The sequence below is a fragment of the Paenibacillus contaminans genome, from assembly GCF_003285015.1.
GTDB lineage: Bacteria > Bacillota > Bacilli > Paenibacillales > NBRC-103111 > Paenibacillus_V > Paenibacillus_V contaminans.
On the sequence record NZ_QMFB01000037.1, the window covers coordinates 43,014 to 61,115 of the forward strand.

Annotated in this window: 16 protein-coding genes, 2 pseudogenes and 1 riboswitch; of the genes and pseudogenes, 11 read left to right on the forward strand and 7 right to left on the reverse strand. The window is 43.1% G+C overall.

Annotated elements, in window-relative coordinates; all coding sequences use genetic code 11:
- Nucleotides 1–28 precede the first annotated feature (28 nt).
- On the forward strand, nt 29–1,099 hold the full coding sequence (locus DQG23_RS36145; RefSeq protein WP_113035916.1) for an S-layer homology domain-containing protein: 1,071 nt from the start codon (nt 29–31) through the stop codon (nt 1,097–1,099).
- A gap of 1,455 nt (nt 1,100–2,554) precedes the next feature.
- A complete protein-coding gene (locus DQG23_RS36150; RefSeq protein ID WP_113035917.1) occupies nt 2,555–5,539 on the forward strand; it encodes an S-layer homology domain-containing protein in 2,985 nt (994 codons plus the stop codon).
- A gap of 1,227 nt (nt 5,540–6,766) precedes the next feature.
- Here DQG23_RS36150 and DQG23_RS36155 read toward each other — a convergent pair.
- A complete protein-coding gene (locus tag DQG23_RS36155; protein WP_113035918.1) occupies nt 6,767–7,243 on the reverse strand; it encodes a GyrI-like domain-containing protein in 477 nt (158 codons plus the stop codon).
- A 22-nt stretch (nt 7,244–7,265) separates the two neighbouring features.
- Nucleotides 7,266–7,745 carry a hypothetical protein gene (locus DQG23_RS36160; RefSeq protein WP_113035919.1) on the reverse strand — a complete coding sequence of 160 codons (480 nt, stop codon included), beginning with the start codon at nt 7,743–7,745 and terminating at the stop codon, nt 7,266–7,268.
- Nucleotides 7,746–7,912: 167 nt separating this feature from the next.
- On the opposite strand from DQG23_RS36160, the gene DQG23_RS36165 reads away from it, so the two are divergent.
- Entirely contained in the window at nt 7,913–8,875 is a 963-nt protein-coding gene (locus DQG23_RS36165) for a helix-turn-helix transcriptional regulator (RefSeq protein ID WP_238178204.1), read from the forward strand.
- Nucleotides 8,876–8,923: 48 nt separating this feature from the next.
- Here DQG23_RS36165 and DQG23_RS43285 read toward each other — a convergent pair.
- A pseudogene (locus tag DQG23_RS43285) lies at nt 8,924–9,192 on the reverse strand (DUF4062 domain-containing protein); the annotation flags it as partial.
- Nucleotides 9,193–9,198: 6 nt separating this feature from the next.
- On the opposite strand from DQG23_RS43285, the gene DQG23_RS42675 reads away from it, so the two are divergent.
- The 8 genes and pseudogenes from DQG23_RS42675 to DQG23_RS36210 all read left to right on the forward strand — a co-directional run bounded on the left by DQG23_RS42675 (nt 9,199) and on the right by DQG23_RS36210 (nt 14,456).
- Nucleotides 9,199–9,558 (forward strand): VOC family protein, encoded by a 360-nt coding sequence (locus DQG23_RS42675; RefSeq protein WP_192894681.1) that lies wholly within the window; start codon nt 9,199–9,201, stop codon nt 9,556–9,558.
- 758 nt (nt 9,559–10,316) lie between these two features.
- Entirely contained in the window at nt 10,317–10,811 is a 495-nt protein-coding gene (locus tag DQG23_RS36180; protein WP_113035921.1) for a hypothetical protein, read from the forward strand.
- A 531-nt stretch (nt 10,812–11,342) separates the two neighbouring features.
- Nucleotides 11,343–11,813: a DUF3995 domain-containing protein gene (locus DQG23_RS36185; protein WP_113035922.1), complete on the forward strand. Its 471-nt coding sequence runs from the start codon at nt 11,343–11,345 to the stop codon at nt 11,811–11,813.
- 237 nt (nt 11,814–12,050) lie between these two features.
- The gene (locus DQG23_RS36190) at nt 12,051–12,266 is read left to right on the forward strand and encodes a hypothetical protein (RefSeq protein ID WP_113035923.1); all 216 of its coding nucleotides are present in this window, start codon (nt 12,051–12,053) and stop codon (nt 12,264–12,266) included.
- A 103-nt stretch (nt 12,267–12,369) separates the two neighbouring features.
- A pseudogene (locus DQG23_RS43900) lies at nt 12,370–12,552 on the forward strand (type I glyceraldehyde-3-phosphate dehydrogenase); the annotation flags it as partial.
- Between the two features lie 775 nt (nt 12,553–13,327).
- On the forward strand, nt 13,328–13,777 hold the full coding sequence (locus tag DQG23_RS36200; protein ID WP_113035924.1) for an SMI1/KNR4 family protein: 450 nt from the start codon (nt 13,328–13,330) through the stop codon (nt 13,775–13,777).
- Nucleotides 13,778–13,862: 85 nt separating this feature from the next.
- Nucleotides 13,863–14,252 (forward strand): immunity protein Imm33 domain-containing protein, encoded by a 390-nt coding sequence (locus tag DQG23_RS36205; protein ID WP_113035925.1) that lies wholly within the window; start codon nt 13,863–13,865, stop codon nt 14,250–14,252.
- A 6-nt stretch (nt 14,253–14,258) separates the two neighbouring features.
- Nucleotides 14,259–14,456 carry a hypothetical protein gene (locus tag DQG23_RS36210; protein ID WP_113035926.1) on the forward strand — a complete coding sequence of 66 codons (198 nt, stop codon included), beginning with the start codon at nt 14,259–14,261 and terminating at the stop codon, nt 14,454–14,456.
- A gap of 137 nt (nt 14,457–14,593) precedes the next feature.
- A riboswitch (ZMP/ZTP riboswitch) is annotated at nt 14,594–14,674 on the forward strand.
- A 170-nt stretch (nt 14,675–14,844) separates the two neighbouring features.
- Here DQG23_RS36210 and DQG23_RS36215 read toward each other — a convergent pair.
- The 4 genes from DQG23_RS36215 to DQG23_RS36230 all read right to left on the reverse strand — a co-directional run bounded on the left by DQG23_RS36215 (nt 14,845) and on the right by DQG23_RS36230 (nt 18,054).
- Complete coding sequence (locus tag DQG23_RS36215; RefSeq protein WP_238178205.1) at nt 14,845–15,243, reverse strand: YmaF family protein; 399 nt, start codon at nt 15,241–15,243, stop codon at nt 14,845–14,847.
- A 440-nt stretch (nt 15,244–15,683) separates the two neighbouring features.
- A complete protein-coding gene (locus DQG23_RS36220) occupies nt 15,684–16,343 on the reverse strand; it encodes a DNA alkylation repair protein (RefSeq protein WP_113035928.1) in 660 nt (219 codons plus the stop codon).
- 330 nt (nt 16,344–16,673) lie between these two features.
- The gene (locus DQG23_RS36225) at nt 16,674–16,886 is read right to left on the reverse strand and encodes an alpha/beta-type small acid-soluble spore protein (protein WP_113035929.1); all 213 of its coding nucleotides are present in this window, start codon (nt 16,884–16,886) and stop codon (nt 16,674–16,676) included.
- 313 nt (nt 16,887–17,199) lie between these two features.
- Entirely contained in the window at nt 17,200–18,054 is an 855-nt protein-coding gene (locus DQG23_RS36230; protein WP_113035930.1) for a helix-turn-helix domain-containing protein, read from the reverse strand.
- Between the last annotated feature and the right edge of the window lie 48 nt (nt 18,055–18,102).

Consider the following 18,102-nt stretch of genomic DNA (forward strand, 5'->3'; position numbering starts at 1 on the left):
AGACACGCCCTAATGGAAGGATGGCCGTATGTATCGTAAATTAATTCTTTTTATCATTATGCTCGCGTTGGGGATGTCTGCAACCGCGAATGCTAATATTAGCGGAAATACCAATGCAAATGCAAGTTGGAGTGCAAGTGAAGAGATGGCTCCGTCTTTTGAATGGATGGCAGATGAACCGGCAGATGGCAAGGTCATCCTTACTATGAGGGGAAAAAGTATCAAGGATTTATACGCTTTTGAAGCAAGGTTTACCTTTGAACCTGGCTATCTGGAGCTGGTGGAAGCCGAGGCGAATATGGAGGGTTTTTCTGTATCGCCCATTGTCAAACAAAATGAGATTACCATCGCTCACACCAAAATCGGCAATGTGAATGGTGAAAGCGGAGATATGGTCATCGGCACTCTAACCTTCAAGCTCAAAAAGCAGGGTAACTCCACTGTGCGATGGGAAGCGATCAAGGCGCTTGACCACAATTTATCCGATCAAACGTACAAAGTAGGGAAAAGCGTCACAGTGGATGCCAAACGGCTTCCAAAAAAAGGTTTCCTGGATCTAATAGGACATTGGGCCAAGGAGGATATCGAGCTGCTAGCTTCCAAGGGCATTATAGAAGGGATGGATAATGAGCATTTTATGCCGGAAGCTCCTATAACCAGAGCTCAATTCGCTGCATTAATAGTGAGGGCACTGGAACTGAAAACAGGAGGTGCAGCCAGAAGTCCTTTTACGGATGTGGCACAAGACTCTTGGTATGAGGATGCAGTAAACAGCGCCTATTCGGCTAGAATCATTCAGGGGAAGACAAACGTCAGCTTCGCCCCGGCAGATCCTATAACACGGGAAGAATTGGCAGTACTGCTCATGAGAGCGAAGCAATTCGCTTTGGGTGCTACATCTACAGAGAAGCTTCCGCCGGTTGAGCTGGAGTTCCATGACATAGACTCCATAAGCGATTGGGCCATGGAGGATGTTGAATTGGTTGTTCGCTCAGGTATTATGAACGGTAGAACAGACGCCAGCTTTGTGCCTCAAGGTCTGACTACCAGAGCGGAAGCTGCTGTGGTGCTTAAGAGATTGTTAGCTGTTGGCAGGTAAGATTGAGTCGAAAACAACCGGCAGCGCCATTCATGCGGAAATCTAGTCCGGAACCGTGATTCAAGCCGAAAGCATTATGTTTCAAACCGTGAGGTAAATAGAATAATGTAATCCACCTCTGAAATGGGTTTCCGACATCTGAATACAAACAGGTAAGGGAGTACCCCTTATATAAAGATTCTCCTAAAAGAGAACCGTGCTTGATGCGCATCACGACGAATTACTTCTTTTTCTTTTTGAAAACACCAAACAACACTGCCAAAATTATAACTACGATTAGAAATTTCATTGATATCACCTCATTGTGGGATTATAGCATGATTTGCGTTGTTTGAATATTGAGGAACCTGGGAGACCCATTATGCACAACAAGAAAGGGTGAAGAAAAAGTTGGACTAACAAAAGTTGATCATCCGCTCCCACCGCCAGGTGGGGGCTTTTTGACGCTCACGAAGAAGCGGATATCATCGAAGACAAGGCAATTAAGAAAACCCTTTAGGGGGAGCGATAAAAGTGACTGGCGAAACCACGCCTTTAGGCGCTGCCAGTAACATGCTCCTTGAAGGGGTCAAATCAAACCACCAGTTGAACGGGTGGTACTGTGACTACACATACGTTTGTTCCATTATTTGTATGGTTAACAAAATTTTCATCATCTGTGGTGCCGCGAAGCGCGGCATGGTGGGGCTAACAGGCAGTTTAGTTACATAAAAAAGGAAGCGCCCTCAAATGAGTATGCATGAAAAGGGATACGCGAAAATGCCGTTTGTCCAGGTACAATACATACGGATTGATTTGGAAGAGTCACAGATAAATTAAATAAAACCCATCCAATCGGGAGGATTGGTACGCCTCAAGAGGTTTTGTTCGAGCCGGACGGATCGGATTCATAAGATACCCAATAGGGGATACAAAGTATGAGAGATATTAGTTTCGAGATCCCGATAAGTAGGTAAGCCGGCTGCCTAATAAACTGAAGCCGCTTGATTTTTCAACTTGTTAATTGGAGCAGGAGTTACTACTTAGCAAAAAAATTGTACATTAACTGAATGAACATCGCCAGTAATGCGGCGATGTTTTTTATGTCCGTGCTGGTATTGTGATATTTTAGGACTTCACGCAGTGTTAGTGTTGAGGAATTTTACGCCAAAGATCATAACTCCATATGGAAAAAGATTCTTATGTTTGTGTGTGGAAGTGTTCGACGAAACGCCGTCGGTACTTTTTTGAGTGCGGGAGCGCTCAACTTAACGGTTTGTTATTGAAACGCTTTTGAAACGGTTCTCTTGGTATATTCGTGTTGATTACACTACATCGATTTGGAGGAATCGGAATGGAGAAAAGAAAAGAATAATTATTTACCAACTCATTCTGATGGCTGTTTAACGTAAGAATGGAGGTGTAATTATTTTTAGAAGAAGCTATAAATCATTAATTTGGATATCCATTTTTCTGATGCTGTTCGGCATAATCGCTCCGAATCTTGCTGTTGCTGAAAGCAATAACGACGAAGGAGCCCAGCCGCAGCCTGTTTCATTCAGAGATATTCAGTCTCATTGGGCGTACAACGAAATTATGGAGCTTTCCGCAGCGGGCATCGTGGCTGGTTTCGAAGACGGGTCGTTTCAGCCTACTGGCAATGTAACACGGGAGCAGTTTCTAAAGATGCTTGTTGAGCTAAGAAAACTTCCGCAAGACTCCATGTATGTTCCGTTCGAAGACGTTGAACAGGAGCGTTGGTCTATACCCTATATAGCTGCTGGGTTAACGAACGGCATCTTGCTCCTCACCGATTTTCCAGACGGATTTAAGCCGAGCCAGCCCATTACACGTTATGAAATGGCGGTTTGGATTGTTAGAGCGTTGCAGCTACCGCCGCAAAAGGATGAGAAATTACTTGAAAATGTGAAAGATCAAGCGGATATTATGAGGAATCGCGACTTGATCGAAGCAGCGTTAGGTACGGGAATTATTCAAGGATATCCGGATGGTACGTTTAAAGGCGGAAATAATTCTACCCGAGCTGAAGCGGCAGTTATGCTGGTACGCGCCCTTCATTATAAACCGGGGCAATTACCTTCACCGGAACCGGAAGCTACTCGAAAAATTGTGGAATACCGACCTGAAGTGAAGCAAAGCAAGAGTACAAATTACTCCAAAAAAGATGATGTTACATGGATTATTAAGGATCCGGAATTGAAATTAAATGTTGGCGATGTGTTTGTCATGCCTCCGAATGATGAATATTATGGCGGTATTGCAAAAAAAGTGGAGTCCGTTAGTCAGGAGAATGGCGCTCTTGTTGTGAAAACATCAGTTCCAAAGATTAGAGAAGTTTTTTCCAAGCTTGACGTGCATTCCATAGAGCCTATTAATCCGAAAATGCTCGTTCCGGCTGATCCTTCGATCCAAATTTCGACGAATGATGTAAGCATAGAGGATACATCCTTGAAGCTGCCATGTTTCAAAATAGCTATGAAGAATGCAAGTTTCGAAGGAATTGTTCTCGACGCCGGAATGAATTTCTGTAACTTGGGGGCTATTGCAGATATCGGTCTTGATATTGACGTCGATTGGTTTGATGTGGACTTGGATTTCTACGCTAAACTTGTGCTTACCGGAGATATAACAACGAACGTGACCGTGAAAGCAAAAGGAGCATTAACCCAGTCCAAATTTATTCCGTTGACAACTCCATTTTATGTACCCGTTTTTACCGGTGTATTCATTAAAGGGCAACTATATTTGAGAATCGATCCCGATTTTAAAGCTTCATTAGAAATCAAATTTGAAGACCGATTCCATCTGGAACAGGGCTTCAGCTATTCGATTCGTAACGGTTTCCGCCCTATTAATAACACAACGAACACGGCAACGTTAGATGTCAACTCCAATGTCAATGCCAGTCTTGCTGCCGGCCCGGATTTTCAATTAACGCTGACTTTATTGGATATAGCATATGCGGGTATAGAACTTTATCCTGGAATCCGAGCGGGCTATTATCGATATTACGAGCAGGGGCGATGCGACAATATCCGGGTTGATGCTTTTCTCAAACTGGATGTGATCGCAGGTTATGATGTTTGGGTAGCAAAAGGGAAAGTCAAAAAGACGTTACTTGACTTGAATGCTCCGCTGTATCAGCAAGATATTCATTGTCCGCCACCGCCGGCGCCTAATAACCTGAATGCCAAATTAAATAGAGTGTTATATGAATTCGGTAAGTTTAATGAAGCCATAATAGACCGAACCGATGTTAAACTGAGCTGGGAAAAGGTTGGCGCTGCAAAGAGCTATAATGTGAAGCGATCGGATTCACCTGGAGGTCCGTTCGTGACAAAACGCTCCAACCTTACAACAACCACGTTTACGGATACGACAGCTCAAAAAGGGAACACGTATTATTATCAAGTCACAGCAGTGAATCAATATGGAGAAAGCGCGCCATCCCGAACCCTATCGGTTAAGATTGTGGATTTGCCCCCGCCTGAGCCTCAAAATTTAACCGCTGCAAGGGGTGGTTCAGGAGTCGTTCTCAACTGGAACAATGTTGGCGGCTTTGTCGTGTATAATGTGAAGCGAGCGAATGCAGATTCCAAAGGATTGGAAACGATAGCTACTCAAGTTACCGGCACTACGTTCACGGATACTACGGCTTCTTATCTTAAATCATACCTTTACGTCGTCACGGCAGTGGATAAATATGGGGAAAGCGGACTTAGTAATTGGGCATGGGTTGACAAGGGAATTAATGACCTGGAGATTCGCGTTATAGACCCTGAAATACTAAAACAAGGACCGATAGCCCAATTGATCATACCGCCTGCTCCTGACAATTTCATCGCTGAATCGCAAAGCGGGAAGGTCATCCTCAGTTGGAACAAAGATGACAATGTAACTAGTTACAATGTGAAGCGATCGCATGCTTCCGAGGGCACCTATGCAACAATAAGTTCCACAGATAGCGACACGTTTACAGACACCACAGTTGAAAATGGAAAAACGTACTACTATAAGGTCACAGCGGTGAATAATATTGGTATTGAAAGCAAAGACTCCGTTGTTAAAGAGGCTAAGCCGGAATCGGCTATTAATCTTAAAGACATCATAATAATTAAACCGGATATACCCATAATCCCAATATTTGTGGTCTTGCCTGCTCCCGGAAATTTCAATGCAGATACGGATATAGGCAGCGGGAAAGTTATCCTCAGTTGGAAAGCAGTTGAAGGCGCAACGGGCTATAACGTAATGCGCTCTGATGCCGCGAACGGCACGTACCAGACTATAGGCGATAAGGTGAGCGGTACGACCTTCACAGATACAACGGCAGCAATTGGTAAAACGTACTACTACAAGGTCACAGCAGTGAATAATAATGGTGCAGAAAGTAAGGCAACTCCTATCAAATCAGCAGCGGCGAGTTACGGAATAAGGTAAACTCATTTATAACGCTCAGGCATCGTCGTGAGATAGGATGGAGTTAAATTAGCAATGTATTGCTTACCGATATCCCTTTAACATCTAACAAGTAGTTGAATATGATACCGCGAAGGCAGCCGGCCAAAATGGGCGGCTGCTTTTTGTTCACCTAACGGACATGATAATTTAACAATAATCGATTTTAACCAAAACCTCTTGAGAATGACATGTAAGGACTTTTCCATCTAGGTTAACATGCGGCGAGACAGGCATCTAAAGCAGCCTCGCACAGTCTTAAGCAAGGAGGCAAAAAGAAGGGAAGACAGGCAGCTCTGCAAGCTAGTGCAGCGGCTTGACAAGCAGCTCTACATATCGAATTAGGAGTACCCCGGTGAGGTGTGGATCGCCTGATTTCCCGAGCCAGCTTTAAAAGCAGCTGGTTTAATGCCAGCTCCAATTGTTTATCGATACGAACGCGAAGCGTAGTTCCGTTCTGGAATTTCACAGTTTTGCGAAATCCGCAACTACAGCTTGAGCTGCAAGTAAAGGGTACAATCCGCTTTCCGTTGATGAGTCCTTGGATGAATGTCTTGCCATTTCTTTGGGTAATGGTCAAATTCGCACTAGTTATTCCGCGAATTTGTTTACCGAAAGAGGCTGTCAGACGGCTAGTATTTCTGGATACCGATTGGGTTTTAATCGTAATCAGATTACAGCCACCAAGTTGAACACTAAGTAGCGTATCATGTACGCCCGTTGCAGCATTTGTAATGAAAACCTTACTTGCTCCGAGTGTCCCCACGTTATTTCTTCGAACACTCGTTGTTGCAAACAGAGAGAAAGTTCCCTTTACTTTACGAGTCAAAACAGTCACAAACCCCACCTCTTCCGATCGGATATGACAACTAATACATTGTCCTTACTCAGATTTGATTGTGATGTATCGTATGCTTTAAACTTGTATAATTGTTTGGACAAATGCACATGTGAGAGTGTCACCTGCCGGCATAAATGCAGCCTTTTCTCAACTAACAGGTAGATTAGTAGAACTGAGTCAACTCTGCGCAAGGCTGATCTTCATTTTTATGTTCTTTTATCGTCAATCCTCGTCAATGAAGCCTTACGATAACTCAATACATTGTATCCATAGTAAATAGGCCGCCCTGTTCATGGGCAGCCTTCTTGGCTTGCAATGAGTTATCTTTGGAGAAATAGGTTGTTTACAGTGAGTTTCTTGCCATCCTACTATTTTTTAACCACAGGGACCCAAAATTCGCCGTAGAAAGTGCCGTCACCGTTTTCTTTGCGATAAGTCGCATTTGGACCGCCGATGTAAGCATAGTCTGTGATTTGTGCCAAGACTTCACCAAAAGCACGATAAGTCAACTGATCAAACAAAGTTTCCTTGTCGCCGGTTCCTGCAAGCACGATGTACTCGCCCTCTGGAAACTCGATGATGCGTGTTGCGTCAGCCACCGATTTGCTAGCTTCTACCGCGAAATAATTCCACGGTCTGCCTTGATAAACCTCGTTGACTGACCATTCGCGATCATCTATTGCGGCCGCCTTAAGCTTATCAAAACGCCCGTCAGCCTTAAGTCCTCCCCAAAACTCTGCTTTTTCCTTTTGCAAAGCTGGTACGTCTTGGAAATTGGAATGAATTGAAAAACCAAAAGCGGTCAATGTAAATGATTTTTTATATTCAACTGTGTAATTTGCCATGAGAGTGCTCCTTTGACTGAGATTAGCCTACTACTTTTTTTACACGAAGCCACATTTCGCCGTAGAATTTACCGTCTTCAGCTGCTTTTACGAAGGTTGAGTTACCAGGGCCAACATATTTGTAGTCTGTAATTTCTTGTAGCAGGCCGCCGAAAACTTTGCCTGTTATTTCGTCAGCAAGGCGGTCTTTGTCAGCGCCATTGCCAGGAACCACGAGGTAGTCCCCAGCGAGGAAGTCGAGGATGACCGCGCCTTCCACTTCGTATGCACCCATCACGCCGAAGCCGCGCCAGGCTTTGCCGTCGATGACGTAGTTGATTTGATATTCCTGCCCGTCAGCGAGCGCGAGAAGATCGGCAAGCTTGCCGTTTTCAGTGATTTCAGCTTTTTTCGCTGCTGTTTTTGCTGCATTACCTGCCCAATCGTTGTAGTCTTCAAGTGAAACACCGTAAGCAGTCATTTTGTAGTTTTCTGAAATGGTTTGGATGGAGTAGTTAGACATTTTGATTTCTCCTTTGTCGATTTATTTTTACAAGATTGATATTATTCGATAAATGTATCAAAAAACGATACTTTTATTGAAAATTAAAAAGTAATGTAAAAACAGAATCAAAATCAGTACTGATGCTGCATTTCTGATACAATAAATTCATGAAAAAGACAGAACGAGTGAACCTGATCATGCGTTTCATCAATAACCGCGCGCACTTTACGATTGCAGAGATTCAGCGGGAGTTCAAGATTTCTCGTGCGACGGCGATCCGCGACATTAACGAGATACAGGCGATGGGTTTTCCGCTGACGACCGAGCTTGGGCGCGGGGGTGGCTACAATGTCCTGCAAAATCAGTATCTGTCCGCCGTCCGTTTCACGCCAGAAGAGCTGAAAGCGATATTTATCAGCTTTATCGCCTCGAAAAATTCGCAGCTTCCTTTTTTGCAAAATCGCCGCTCCATCACTGAAAAACTCATCGGCATCGCGTCGCAAACCCAGCACGACGAGCTGATCGAGCTGAATAATATCTTGCTTTTTGAAAATACAAATCCTGCCAATCCGAATCTTTTGGAACTCGATGATGCGGCGCCTGCGGAGTTGAACCAGTTGATTTCGCTTGCTGCGCGGGATAAGCACCTGCGCTTGATTTATGAGCCGAGTCCCGGCTTGCCGCAGTTGATGGACGTTTTTTTGATTCATATTTTTAACTCAAACGCTCATTGGCTGGTCGAGGTTTATGATCTTGATATCGATGAGTTTCGTTATTTGCCTGTTGAGATGCTGCGGGATTCGGCAATTTCCGAGCAGGAGATGAAGCGGTCTGAGCAAGAGATTTTAAGCAAAAAACGGCTTGGTGCACGTGAGTCCAATCTGGTTGTAAAGCTTGATACGACTGGGGTTCAGCGCTTTAAACGCTTACACCCACCGGGGATTATTTTGTCCTTTACAGGGATGTTCCAGTCGAGTGGGATTTTCAATGATCAACTGGATGTGACCGATGTTGAGGCGCTAGAGTATTATGCGGATTGGCTTTTGTTTTTGGGGAAAGGGGTCGAGTTTGAACGGATTCCTGATGAGCTGCGCTTGATTTTGGAAGAGCGGTTAAGAGGAAGTGCTGACACTTTAACAAAACGCTAGGCCAAATCCAAGTTTAAAAGATAAAAATCCCGTTCCTTTCAATCAAAAATAAAAAAGCGAGGGGCTAACATACTCCGGTAATTGATCATGAAGTACCATTTTAATGTGCCGTACATCTTCAACATAATAGGTAGGAATTTGTTCCAAGACCGATTGCTTAACTCTTGAAACTTCTGATAGTATTCAATTGCTTCGAAGTCGTATGACTTTTGTCTTAATGCTTCATCTGTGACAACAAAAGCAAATCTAGGCTTGCCCGCTTCTCCGGCATAATCATACTCCCAATGTGTATAGCTCTTGGATTCATCAGGAAGCGTGGTACATTGGCCGCGGATATCGTCGCCTTTGGCGGAGCCAAACTGACCTTGACTGAGGATCGCAAGCTCGAAGGCAAACATCCCGAGTCTAGAGTATTATGTTACGGCTTAAAACCATTGTGGCTTGGGGTGACCGATCTAGCGGCATCACAGGAATGGTATGAGAAGACGCTCGGCTTGAAGCCGGGCAAAAAAAACTACATGGATCAGGGCTTTGCCCTTATGCGCGATGAAAGGTATAAGTGGGACTTCGTATGGCTGCAGAAAGTTCCCGCCGGGTCACACCGCATCGGACAAACCCAAGCGCGCGGCTCTATTTGCAAATCAAGAAAAGAAGCGATTTGGTCGAGACACGTCGCTGGTTGATAGAACGGGGAATCGAAACAAGCGAGATCGTCGGGGATCGGTTAAAATGCTTCCATTTCTACGATCCTGATGGTAACCGCTTAAATGCCTGGAGCTATCATAACTGAGCCGAACAAATTGATTTCATTTTGGTTCAATGATAGGGCCATCCTTTGTGGGATGGCCCTAAAACTTGCCGTTATAGACAGTGCGGAGAACCGTATCACATATGTGGTAAAGCGTAGAAGTCCAGATCATCCAGTAGAATGTATGGCAAACTGTTTCCTTTCTAAAGTGGACTGGTATATTCTGAGGAGATTGAGACTGTTCTGGAATAACAAACGCAGAAAGCACAAGCAGAATTGGTCAGAGATGCATGTTCTGCTTCAACGTACAGGACTGAAAACATTATGCACATGGAAAAACCGTACTGCCCTGGATGAAGAACGTCGAAAGCCGCATGCGGGAAAACTGCACGTACGGTTTGATGAGGAGGGGCTGGGATCCCCAGCCCTTTACTCTACTTTCTTAAAAAATGTGGTACAATCCAATTAGGATAATAACAAGAGTGGAAAACGGTTAGTCATTTTATTGGACGGGGATATGATATGAATGCTAAAGCTAAGTCTGCTTTGAAACAGAATCTAAAGAAGTTCTGTAAATTAATTTAACATTTTCATAAACTGCTGTCCGAAGAAAATAAAGTTTTAAACTGGATCTGTTGATCCTACGTGGATTTACTCATGGACATTTAATTTATATTAGGCGAGGAGATCATTATGGGTATTTTTTTTAAGATTACATCTGATTCTTATGGGGGAGAAACTGTAGAAAAAGCTGATATAAATAATAAGGTGTTACAGTATATTACCGATGCCTTAAATGATTATGTTTGGCAAGATTCAATTGCCCCCAAATTAAGGAAGATCAATGCACAATACAGTCATATTACATTGGGTACTATTCTTAGATTTTATCTTCTAAGATATATTGAAGTGGGTAATTTAAAGTCGTTTGCAAGATATATTAAAAAGGATGATAAACTTATAATAGACCAAATGCTTGTTTTAAATAAGTATGAAACTTTATCAGAAGATGAAACTAGAAAAACGCTTTGCGATGATATTTTTCTATATTTTAAAGAGATTATCTTAAAATACAAAGACCGCTTTCAAGATTTTGATGCTGTTATGTTTATTCCATTACTTGAAGAAAGATTTGAAGAAATCAAGGAACAAAAATTCATTAGTAATAGAAATCCCACAAAGATTTAAAACTTTATTTTCTTTGGACACTACACTTCTATATACAAAATTGATTAAGGGCAGAAGTGACTAGGTGCTTGCTCATGATTTCTTTTGTAAGTCAAAATTACTTCAGTATGTGTGGCGAATGCTCAACTAACGGGTACGATAGTGAAATGATGGAGCAGGCGCCTCGGCGACCTGCTCCAGTTCATTAGATGATAATTAAATCACTTCACGAATACTTGATAGCGGATTCTTATATTTTCGGGGACGAGGACAATAAAATAAGTGTAATAGGTATTTTCAATCATTTCTTAGTAATCGAAAATAATCTTCACCCTGATTCAGATAAAATTTAACACAAACTCATTGTTAAGCTACAATGAAAGATCGGATTAACTTTCACTCTCTGTGGTGCTGCGCTTTGTGCAGCATGGATGGCTAACAGGTACGATAATTCAATAACGACATGACGGCAGTCGGCACACGATCGGCTGCCGTTGTCCGTTGAAGAACGGGCAGGATAGTTCAAAAGTACATACCAAAGGTGGTGCCGCCATGCTCGCTCGACGAAAACGATGGCCTATCGCTTGCGGGGCCGTCTGGTCTTTGTTATTCGCCTGCATGAGCTTTTATTGGGCGGGCGGCGGCAAGCTCGGGGTCGACACGCTCGGGCCAGAAATTTCGCGGCAAGCCGTCTTGCGCGACGAAGCCTTCATTCTCATCGTATGGATAACAGGGGCGGCCAAGGTTGCCGGTGCGCTCGTATTGCTTGCTCTGACGATCCGTTGGAACAGCGGGCTCATCCGTACAGCGCTCCGCTTCGCCGTCATGATCGGCGGAGTTTTTCTTTTCCTATACGGGCTGCTCAACTTCGCGGCGGTGCTGCTCGCGCTGGTTCGCATGCTGAGCTTGCCGGTAGACCCTTACTCAGCTTGGTGGCGGCTCCTCTTCTGGGAGCCGTTCTGGATGGCGGGCGGGCTGTTATATTTCGTGTCCGGCCAGACGGCGAGAGCCCGGGACGGATAAACGAGAAGTAGGAATGTTCGTGGATAACCTCATTACGTTAACGTGTACGAGAGCTCAATAATCAATTAAGACGAGGCTGCCGGCATTTATCGGCAGCCTTAACACGGACAATTAAATGGAATCTTCCTCATATACTAAATATTGACTTCATTGAAACTCTACCTTGTTGACTTGAGTTAATTTCGTGGAAAATAAAATAGAAAAAATGTAAACACTACTTCAAAAGGTGGAGTATATATGGAACGAAATTGGCCTAACGATGCAAGAGAACAGAGACTGCGTGCAAGGGATTGGCCAGAAAATAAGATTCATGACTATAAAAACTTTGCAAAATGGCTGATCGATAATGCAGACACCGCGTATTCTCCACCCATGCCTACTGTAGATACAACAAACAGCAATGTGACCGAAGTTGCTTCCCGTATAAAAGAGTGGGTACTTCAATACGCTTAGCCGGACTGCTTTGAGATATTTCGCTTAACTAAACGGGTACGCTAGTTCAATAATCAACTTAGACGAGGCTTCCGGCATTGATCAGTAGCCTCGCTGTGCGAACGACCAGAATACCCTTGATGGCCCACACGCCAAAGGCGACTTAAGACGGGCACGCTCTACTGCCAGCAACATCATCCCAACGTCAACCTGGGCTGCAAAAGCAATAGGGCTCGTCATCCCGTCCTTGGATGGCAAACTGGATAGTACGTCCCAAAGAGTGCCGGTTATGGCCGGCTCACTAACAATACCCTGGTGAAAATAGCGGCATGGTATGAAAACGAAAACTCCTTTACAAGCCAAATGATTCCGCACCGCCAAATATCTCGCGGAATTGGGATGGTAAGCAAACGATAACACCGTGTTCAATTATAACTATAATAAAACAAGCCGAAGTTGGAGGTTGACGGACTTTTCGGCTTGTTTTGTATGTTTTAGAACAAACAGCTCACCATGGAAAGATCATGCGGCAGAACGACGAGAACAGCGTCAACCCTAAGACAGTGACTCATTGATTAGCAAATGGAAAAATTATTGTTAAGTAATTGTCGGATGGTGGAAATGGAGGATGGTGCGAACAGCGCGGAACGGGCGGCTCGAGGCCGAAGGGCTTGCCTTTTAGGCAGAGCGTCCAGCAGCAGAATAACAAAGGGAACCACAGCAAGATCAAGGAAAGTTTTTTAGGCTTTGGAAAAAAGAGCCTTTCGGCTCTTGGAATTTTCGGTATGTAAGTGTAATAATCGGTTCATAAACATATTGACGACTTTGAAAGAGTCGATACTATTCGCTCATTAAATTATCGCGATCGCAGAAAAATTTCTTAGTATCTCTAATATTGATGACAATTTTTACTGACTCGCGTTTTTACTCAACCTTAAGCATTTCAGGAGGGGACGGCCTTAAAACACCGTGTAAAAATACCCTCCCGATCGGCGAAACCTTTTAACTCTTCTCAGTTCCGAAAACGTACTTTAGATTAATTGATGGAAGTCGTTTTATAACATTTTATAGGGAGACATTCAATGATGAAAACTATATGGCGAAAAGACAATGAGTACTTTAAGTTAAAACCCTTAACGGATAAAGCAGTAGAAGAAGCTGAAGAAAACCTTAAGGTAAAGCTGCCTGAATCTTATATCAATCTACTGAAAGAACAGAATGGCGGATACATAATTTATGACTCATTCCCCTCTACTATTCCAACCTCATGGGCTGAAGACCATATTGATGTTGACCATATTATGGGAATAGGTGAACAAGACGGTATTTTAAAAAGCAAATATTTAATAGAAGAATGGGGATTGCCGGAAAGCATTGTGTTATTCTCCGGAGATGGACATTCGTGGGTTGCATTTGATTACAGAAATACAAAAGAAGAGCCTCCTGTTATTTACATCGATGTGGAATCTGAACAGATTATTGAACTAGCTCCGGATTTCAACACATTCTTAAATGGATTATACGCGGATTAAGGTATCAAGAAAAATGGCTGTCGTTTCTCAACTACTATGAAGGAACGGATTAACTTTCACTCTCTGGTTGGAACGGAGGAAATTTATGCTTTGGAATTTTTGGAACGCTTGGAAATTAAGGAAAGGCATCAAAAAGCCAATTATTTTCATAGAGAATGCTGGTGGATGCATATGCACAAAAAGTATTTTCAATGGAAAAACTCCAATTAAATGGTGCTTTAGAGTAAAATCTGTAGCCCCTGAGGATAATGGTTGGCGCTTCATCGGTAAATCTGATAGCGAATCATATATAAATATAGCCGATAATAATGTTTTTTTAGATTTCAATACACTTGCTAACATCGATCCCTCTATACTTATGATATATAATATGCCAGTTGGAACGGATTTATATGTTGTAAAGGATAAAGGAAAGATACGTTTTTTCAAAACGGGAACAAAAGAGGAGATAGAAATTGATTACAGGAGTTTGTGATTCGTAATGGGTGATTTGCAAAAACTTGGCGTGAGGGACCGACATGGAGTTGTAGGAGAATGTCCTATAATTGCTAAATCATTTACTGAGTTATTGAATCAATTGTTTCAGAATAACGGTGAACGGTGGTACTGGCTGAAAGAAGAGTTTGAATCACTTGGAGATGCTTACGATTGTATTGATGAAAATAAATCGTTGCGCTAACGGGTACGATGGTTGAGGAGCTTGAAGCGATGCATCTCCTCTTTTTTCATTGAAGAAACGGCAGGGTAGATCATATGTAGTGGGATATAAAGAAATGGCGATGAAAGCAAACATTGTGTGTATAATAACTGTAAATATCTTGTATGCGCAACTGACGTAAACGTGGATAATCACGAGGGAGTGTATATGACAAAGCGCCGTACGCCAGGGCAAAGTATTTGATCAATGATCAAGTACTTTTTTTATTTTCAAAGTAAGCGAACAGTGGAAGGAGCGATGAAGTTGGAAATTCGAATGCTACAAGTTCAACATCAGGCAAGTGTGCTGGATATTATGGCAAAAGTTAATTGTTCTTGTCATCCGACAAAAACAAATTCAAGGAGTCTATCTAAAACGCGATATCGTAGCCCAACCCGGAACCTGTCGCCCCTGTAAAAGCGTGGATGTGGCGCGGAATGGATAATACGGTTTTGTACGCGCCTCCTTTGAATTGGAACGGCTCGTTATCGGTCGCGGCATCGAACATATGGTAATGTCCGCCGCCCGAGAGGGGAATAGCCTGCCCGGTTTCGCCTGTAAACCGATGAAAATGGGAAATGCCCTGGTAGTCGGCCACCCGGCTCACTCCCTGGAAATCATGAATGTGGCTGTCGGTGTCGCCGCCGTTGACTGGATACGTGAAAAAGCCGATCCAATGCCAATGGCCCAGCGCAGCCGAGGACCGGACTAACGCGTAGTGAGCGTGGGACGGCGCCTCGATGCATTCAATATTTTTCGTAATCGGCACTGCGGTCACTCCTTAACGATTTGATTAGACATATCGTCCATCTTCATAGCTAGTGAAAGGCTCGCTATTGTCAAGCAATCCATTGTTCCGATCACGACGTCTTCTTCTGCGATAATAGGGCAGCCCAAAAAAGACTCCTACCACCGCATAAAATATACGTTGGTAGGGGTCTTTATCCTGTTTCGAGGCTATGGCGAACTCCATCGCCTATTGCAGATTCTTTATTCAAGTGTATGGGATTCTCATGAAATTATGACAATTGATTGGCGCCAAAAAACGATAATTACGAGTCATGGCCAGTTGATTGAAAGGCCATTGCGCATTCGCAATGGCTTTTTAACCACGGGCAGTAAAATAAGTATTAGACTGACCCTTGAAATCGAAGAAGCGAAAGGCATGGACAAGAAAATAAAGTCCTAGACTGTCGCTTTTTCATTGAACTAATGTTTGTTAACTTCAATCGTAATGAACTCCGGTAAATAGCTTGGAGTACATCCTTTTGCTACTATTTCATCTTTGTAAAGACCCGTTTTCTCACCAAGTTTAATACAACGTGCACGATTCTTTTCATCATAAACGCCTATCCAGCCTGCGGTGAAATTCATGGCCCATTGAACTTCCGGTTCTTCCTGCGTAATATTAGCTTCTAATGTAGATAGTAAGTCTGCGGTGTTATCAGGCGGTGTTTGTCCAGTCCATCTCAATCGCGCTTGATAATACCAGAAAGCTCGCCTTTGAAGAGTAGAAGGGCTATTTTCCCATGACTCCATCAATGCAATTGTCTTCTTGTCTTTGGTGAGCTGATTAGCCATTAGCCAATCCATTAAGTTATTTCGCTCATCAAAAGTGTGCGTCTGCATATCCTTATCAAGCTTATTTAGCACTTCTTGTGAAAGAAGTTTTTTATCCATAATTAAGATTGCTAATAGTCTGGGCAAAAACTCTTCGGTTGACCAAAGTTCCATAGCTAGTTCGTGATCTTTTTTAATGTCCTTTGCGATTTTTCGTAAGTCTCCTAGCTTAGTCTTACTATTGATCTGAGGTAGAATGTTTTCTGCTTTTGAAGAACGTTTTATTTCTCTACCTTTATTTTCATTCATTTTATCAACTCCTTTATTGAAGCACTGTTTCATAATATGTTCTCAGATTCGACTGTTTCGTACGGAATCCCTCCTTGATAACAATATTACCGCATAATGGGGGTTACCCTCATCGCACTTTTAACTAATCTGCCCAGATCGTGTAATACCTGTCTCCAGTCTAAAACTTTATTTTCCCTGTCTAATACTATTTTTTCTCTGGACAATACCGACGATAGGAGTGGCGATGCTGCCAGCCGCTCGGCTTTGAAATGACAAAAAGACCGTAATCACCAGGAGGAGGAACAAGGTGAAAGCAGTCTTTTTTGATTGCTTGCAAATACCATTAAATTAGCGTCTAAAACCTGCTGCGGAGCCTGAAAGTTGTTGCTCAGCGATTTGCACCAGTCTACGAGTGATATTGCCACCAATGGATCCTGCATCGCGTGTAGCAAGATTTCCGTTGTATGCTTGAAGCTGAATACCTAACTCTGACGCAACTTCGAATTTCAGTTGATCCAATGCAGCTTTTGCTTGCGGTACTGCCAATGTGCTGTTTGCCATGATATTTCCACTCCTTTTCTGTGTTGTAAGCCTAGTTTGTGGAGTGAAAAGGGATATTATACATTCAGTGCGACCGTTTTTTTTGTACGCGAGATTACGTTGATAAATATGTATCAAGGTTGACTATATAATAATCATTAAAAGATATTGTCAAGTGAGGCGATTTTTTTATTCTGGTATCTGAAACGGACGGGAATGGGATAAAGTTCTTGTCATTTATGACATCAAGTTCTGTCAGCCGACAATAACCGACTACCGTAAAGGTGGCCGGTTTTATTTACGTAAAATAATAATTTGATGAAAAATCAAGCCCTTATTGAGCAGTAGCGAACTGGCGGGAGGTATTCCGATATACGGTTGGAGACATTCCTCTCTTAGCCGTAAATTGTTTGATGAAGTAAGTGTCATACTCAAACCCGGTGGCATGCGCAATTTCGTTCAAGCTCATACCTGTATGAGTGAGAAGATCTCCCGCAACTTTCAAGCGGTGCGACAGCAAATATCCCATTGCTGTACATCCGCATCTTTCCTGAAACATCTTATTAAGCGACACACGATTCAAGTGTGCGCATTTCGTTAAATCTTCCAAGGATACTTTATCGGAATAGTTCGTGTGAATATATTCCAGCACTAAATCAACAGGGGATTGTTCGCTTTGGCGGTTCAAATCCTCAAGCAAGCCCAATATCTGGATGAGATATTTTTTGATTCTGCATACCCAGCGTGCATCGCTTTGTGCAAAAACTTCGGTTCCAAGCACAAAAAACCACTCAAATAACTGCGGATAAGCTTTCTCGGTAACAACAGGAACTCCAATGCGTGTCGGATTGCTCTGAAAAAGCGAAATCCCTGCTTGTATTTTCAGATGGCCTGGAAAGTAGTCCTCCGTTTCCGTAACCGGGATGGTAGTTAGAAAATCGGGATGATAACGGAATGATTGCGCAGAGGCGTTTTGCTTCTCAAATATTTGTATCGTATCATCTTCGGACAAGCAGAGAACGCCGGGTGCTGAAACCGCTATCGGCCGATCGTTGAGTATCCCGTTGATGCTGCCGGACGTAACAAAGATTAAAGTAAGCCGCTCCAGATAGGGAAGACAGTTAAAATCCTCGGCAGCAACAAATTCAATATTTACCGTTCTGTCTTTGTGACGGTCAATTTGCGGCATGGTCCTCTCCTGACAAATAGTATAGTCAATTGCTTCACTTCTAACAGT

Excerpts from the sequence above, each read along its gene's own strand:
- DQG23_RS36190 (WP_113035923.1), top strand. The coding sequence starts at position 12,051 with ATGGAACGAAATTGGCCTAACGATGCAAGAGAACAGAGACTGCGTGCA.
- DQG23_RS36185 (WP_113035922.1), top strand. The coding sequence starts at position 11,343 with ATGCTCGCTCGACGAAAACGATGGCCTATCGCTTGCGGGGCCGTCTGG.
- DQG23_RS36180 (WP_113035921.1), top strand. The coding sequence starts at position 10,317 with ATGGGTATTTTTTTTAAGATTACATCTGATTCTTATGGGGGAGAAACT.
- DQG23_RS36155 (WP_113035918.1), bottom strand. The coding sequence starts at position 7,243 with ATGGCAAATTACACAGTTGAATATAAAAAATCATTTACATTGACCGCT.
- DQG23_RS36210 (WP_113035926.1), top strand. The coding sequence starts at position 14,259 with ATGGGTGATTTGCAAAAACTTGGCGTGAGGGACCGACATGGAGTTGTA.
- DQG23_RS36220 (WP_113035928.1), bottom strand. The coding sequence starts at position 16,343 with ATGAATGAAAATAAAGGTAGAGAAATAAAACGTTCTTCAAAAGCAGAA.
- DQG23_RS36145 (WP_113035916.1), top strand. The coding sequence starts at position 29 with ATGTATCGTAAATTAATTCTTTTTATCATTATGCTCGCGTTGGGGATG.
- DQG23_RS36200 (WP_113035924.1), top strand. The coding sequence starts at position 13,328 with ATGATGAAAACTATATGGCGAAAAGACAATGAGTACTTTAAGTTAAAA.
- DQG23_RS36225 (WP_113035929.1), bottom strand. The coding sequence starts at position 16,886 with ATGGCAAACAGCACATTGGCAGTACCGCAAGCAAAAGCTGCATTGGAT.
- DQG23_RS36160 (WP_113035919.1), bottom strand. The coding sequence starts at position 7,745 with ATGTCTAACTACTCCATCCAAACCATTTCAGAAAACTACAAAATGACT.
- DQG23_RS36150 (WP_113035917.1), top strand. The coding sequence starts at position 2,555 with ATGCTGTTCGGCATAATCGCTCCGAATCTTGCTGTTGCTGAAAGCAAT.
- DQG23_RS36205 (WP_113035925.1), top strand. The coding sequence starts at position 13,863 with ATGCTTTGGAATTTTTGGAACGCTTGGAAATTAAGGAAAGGCATCAAA.
- DQG23_RS36230 (WP_113035930.1), bottom strand. The coding sequence starts at position 18,054 with ATGCCGCAAATTGACCGTCACAAAGACAGAACGGTAAATATTGAATTT.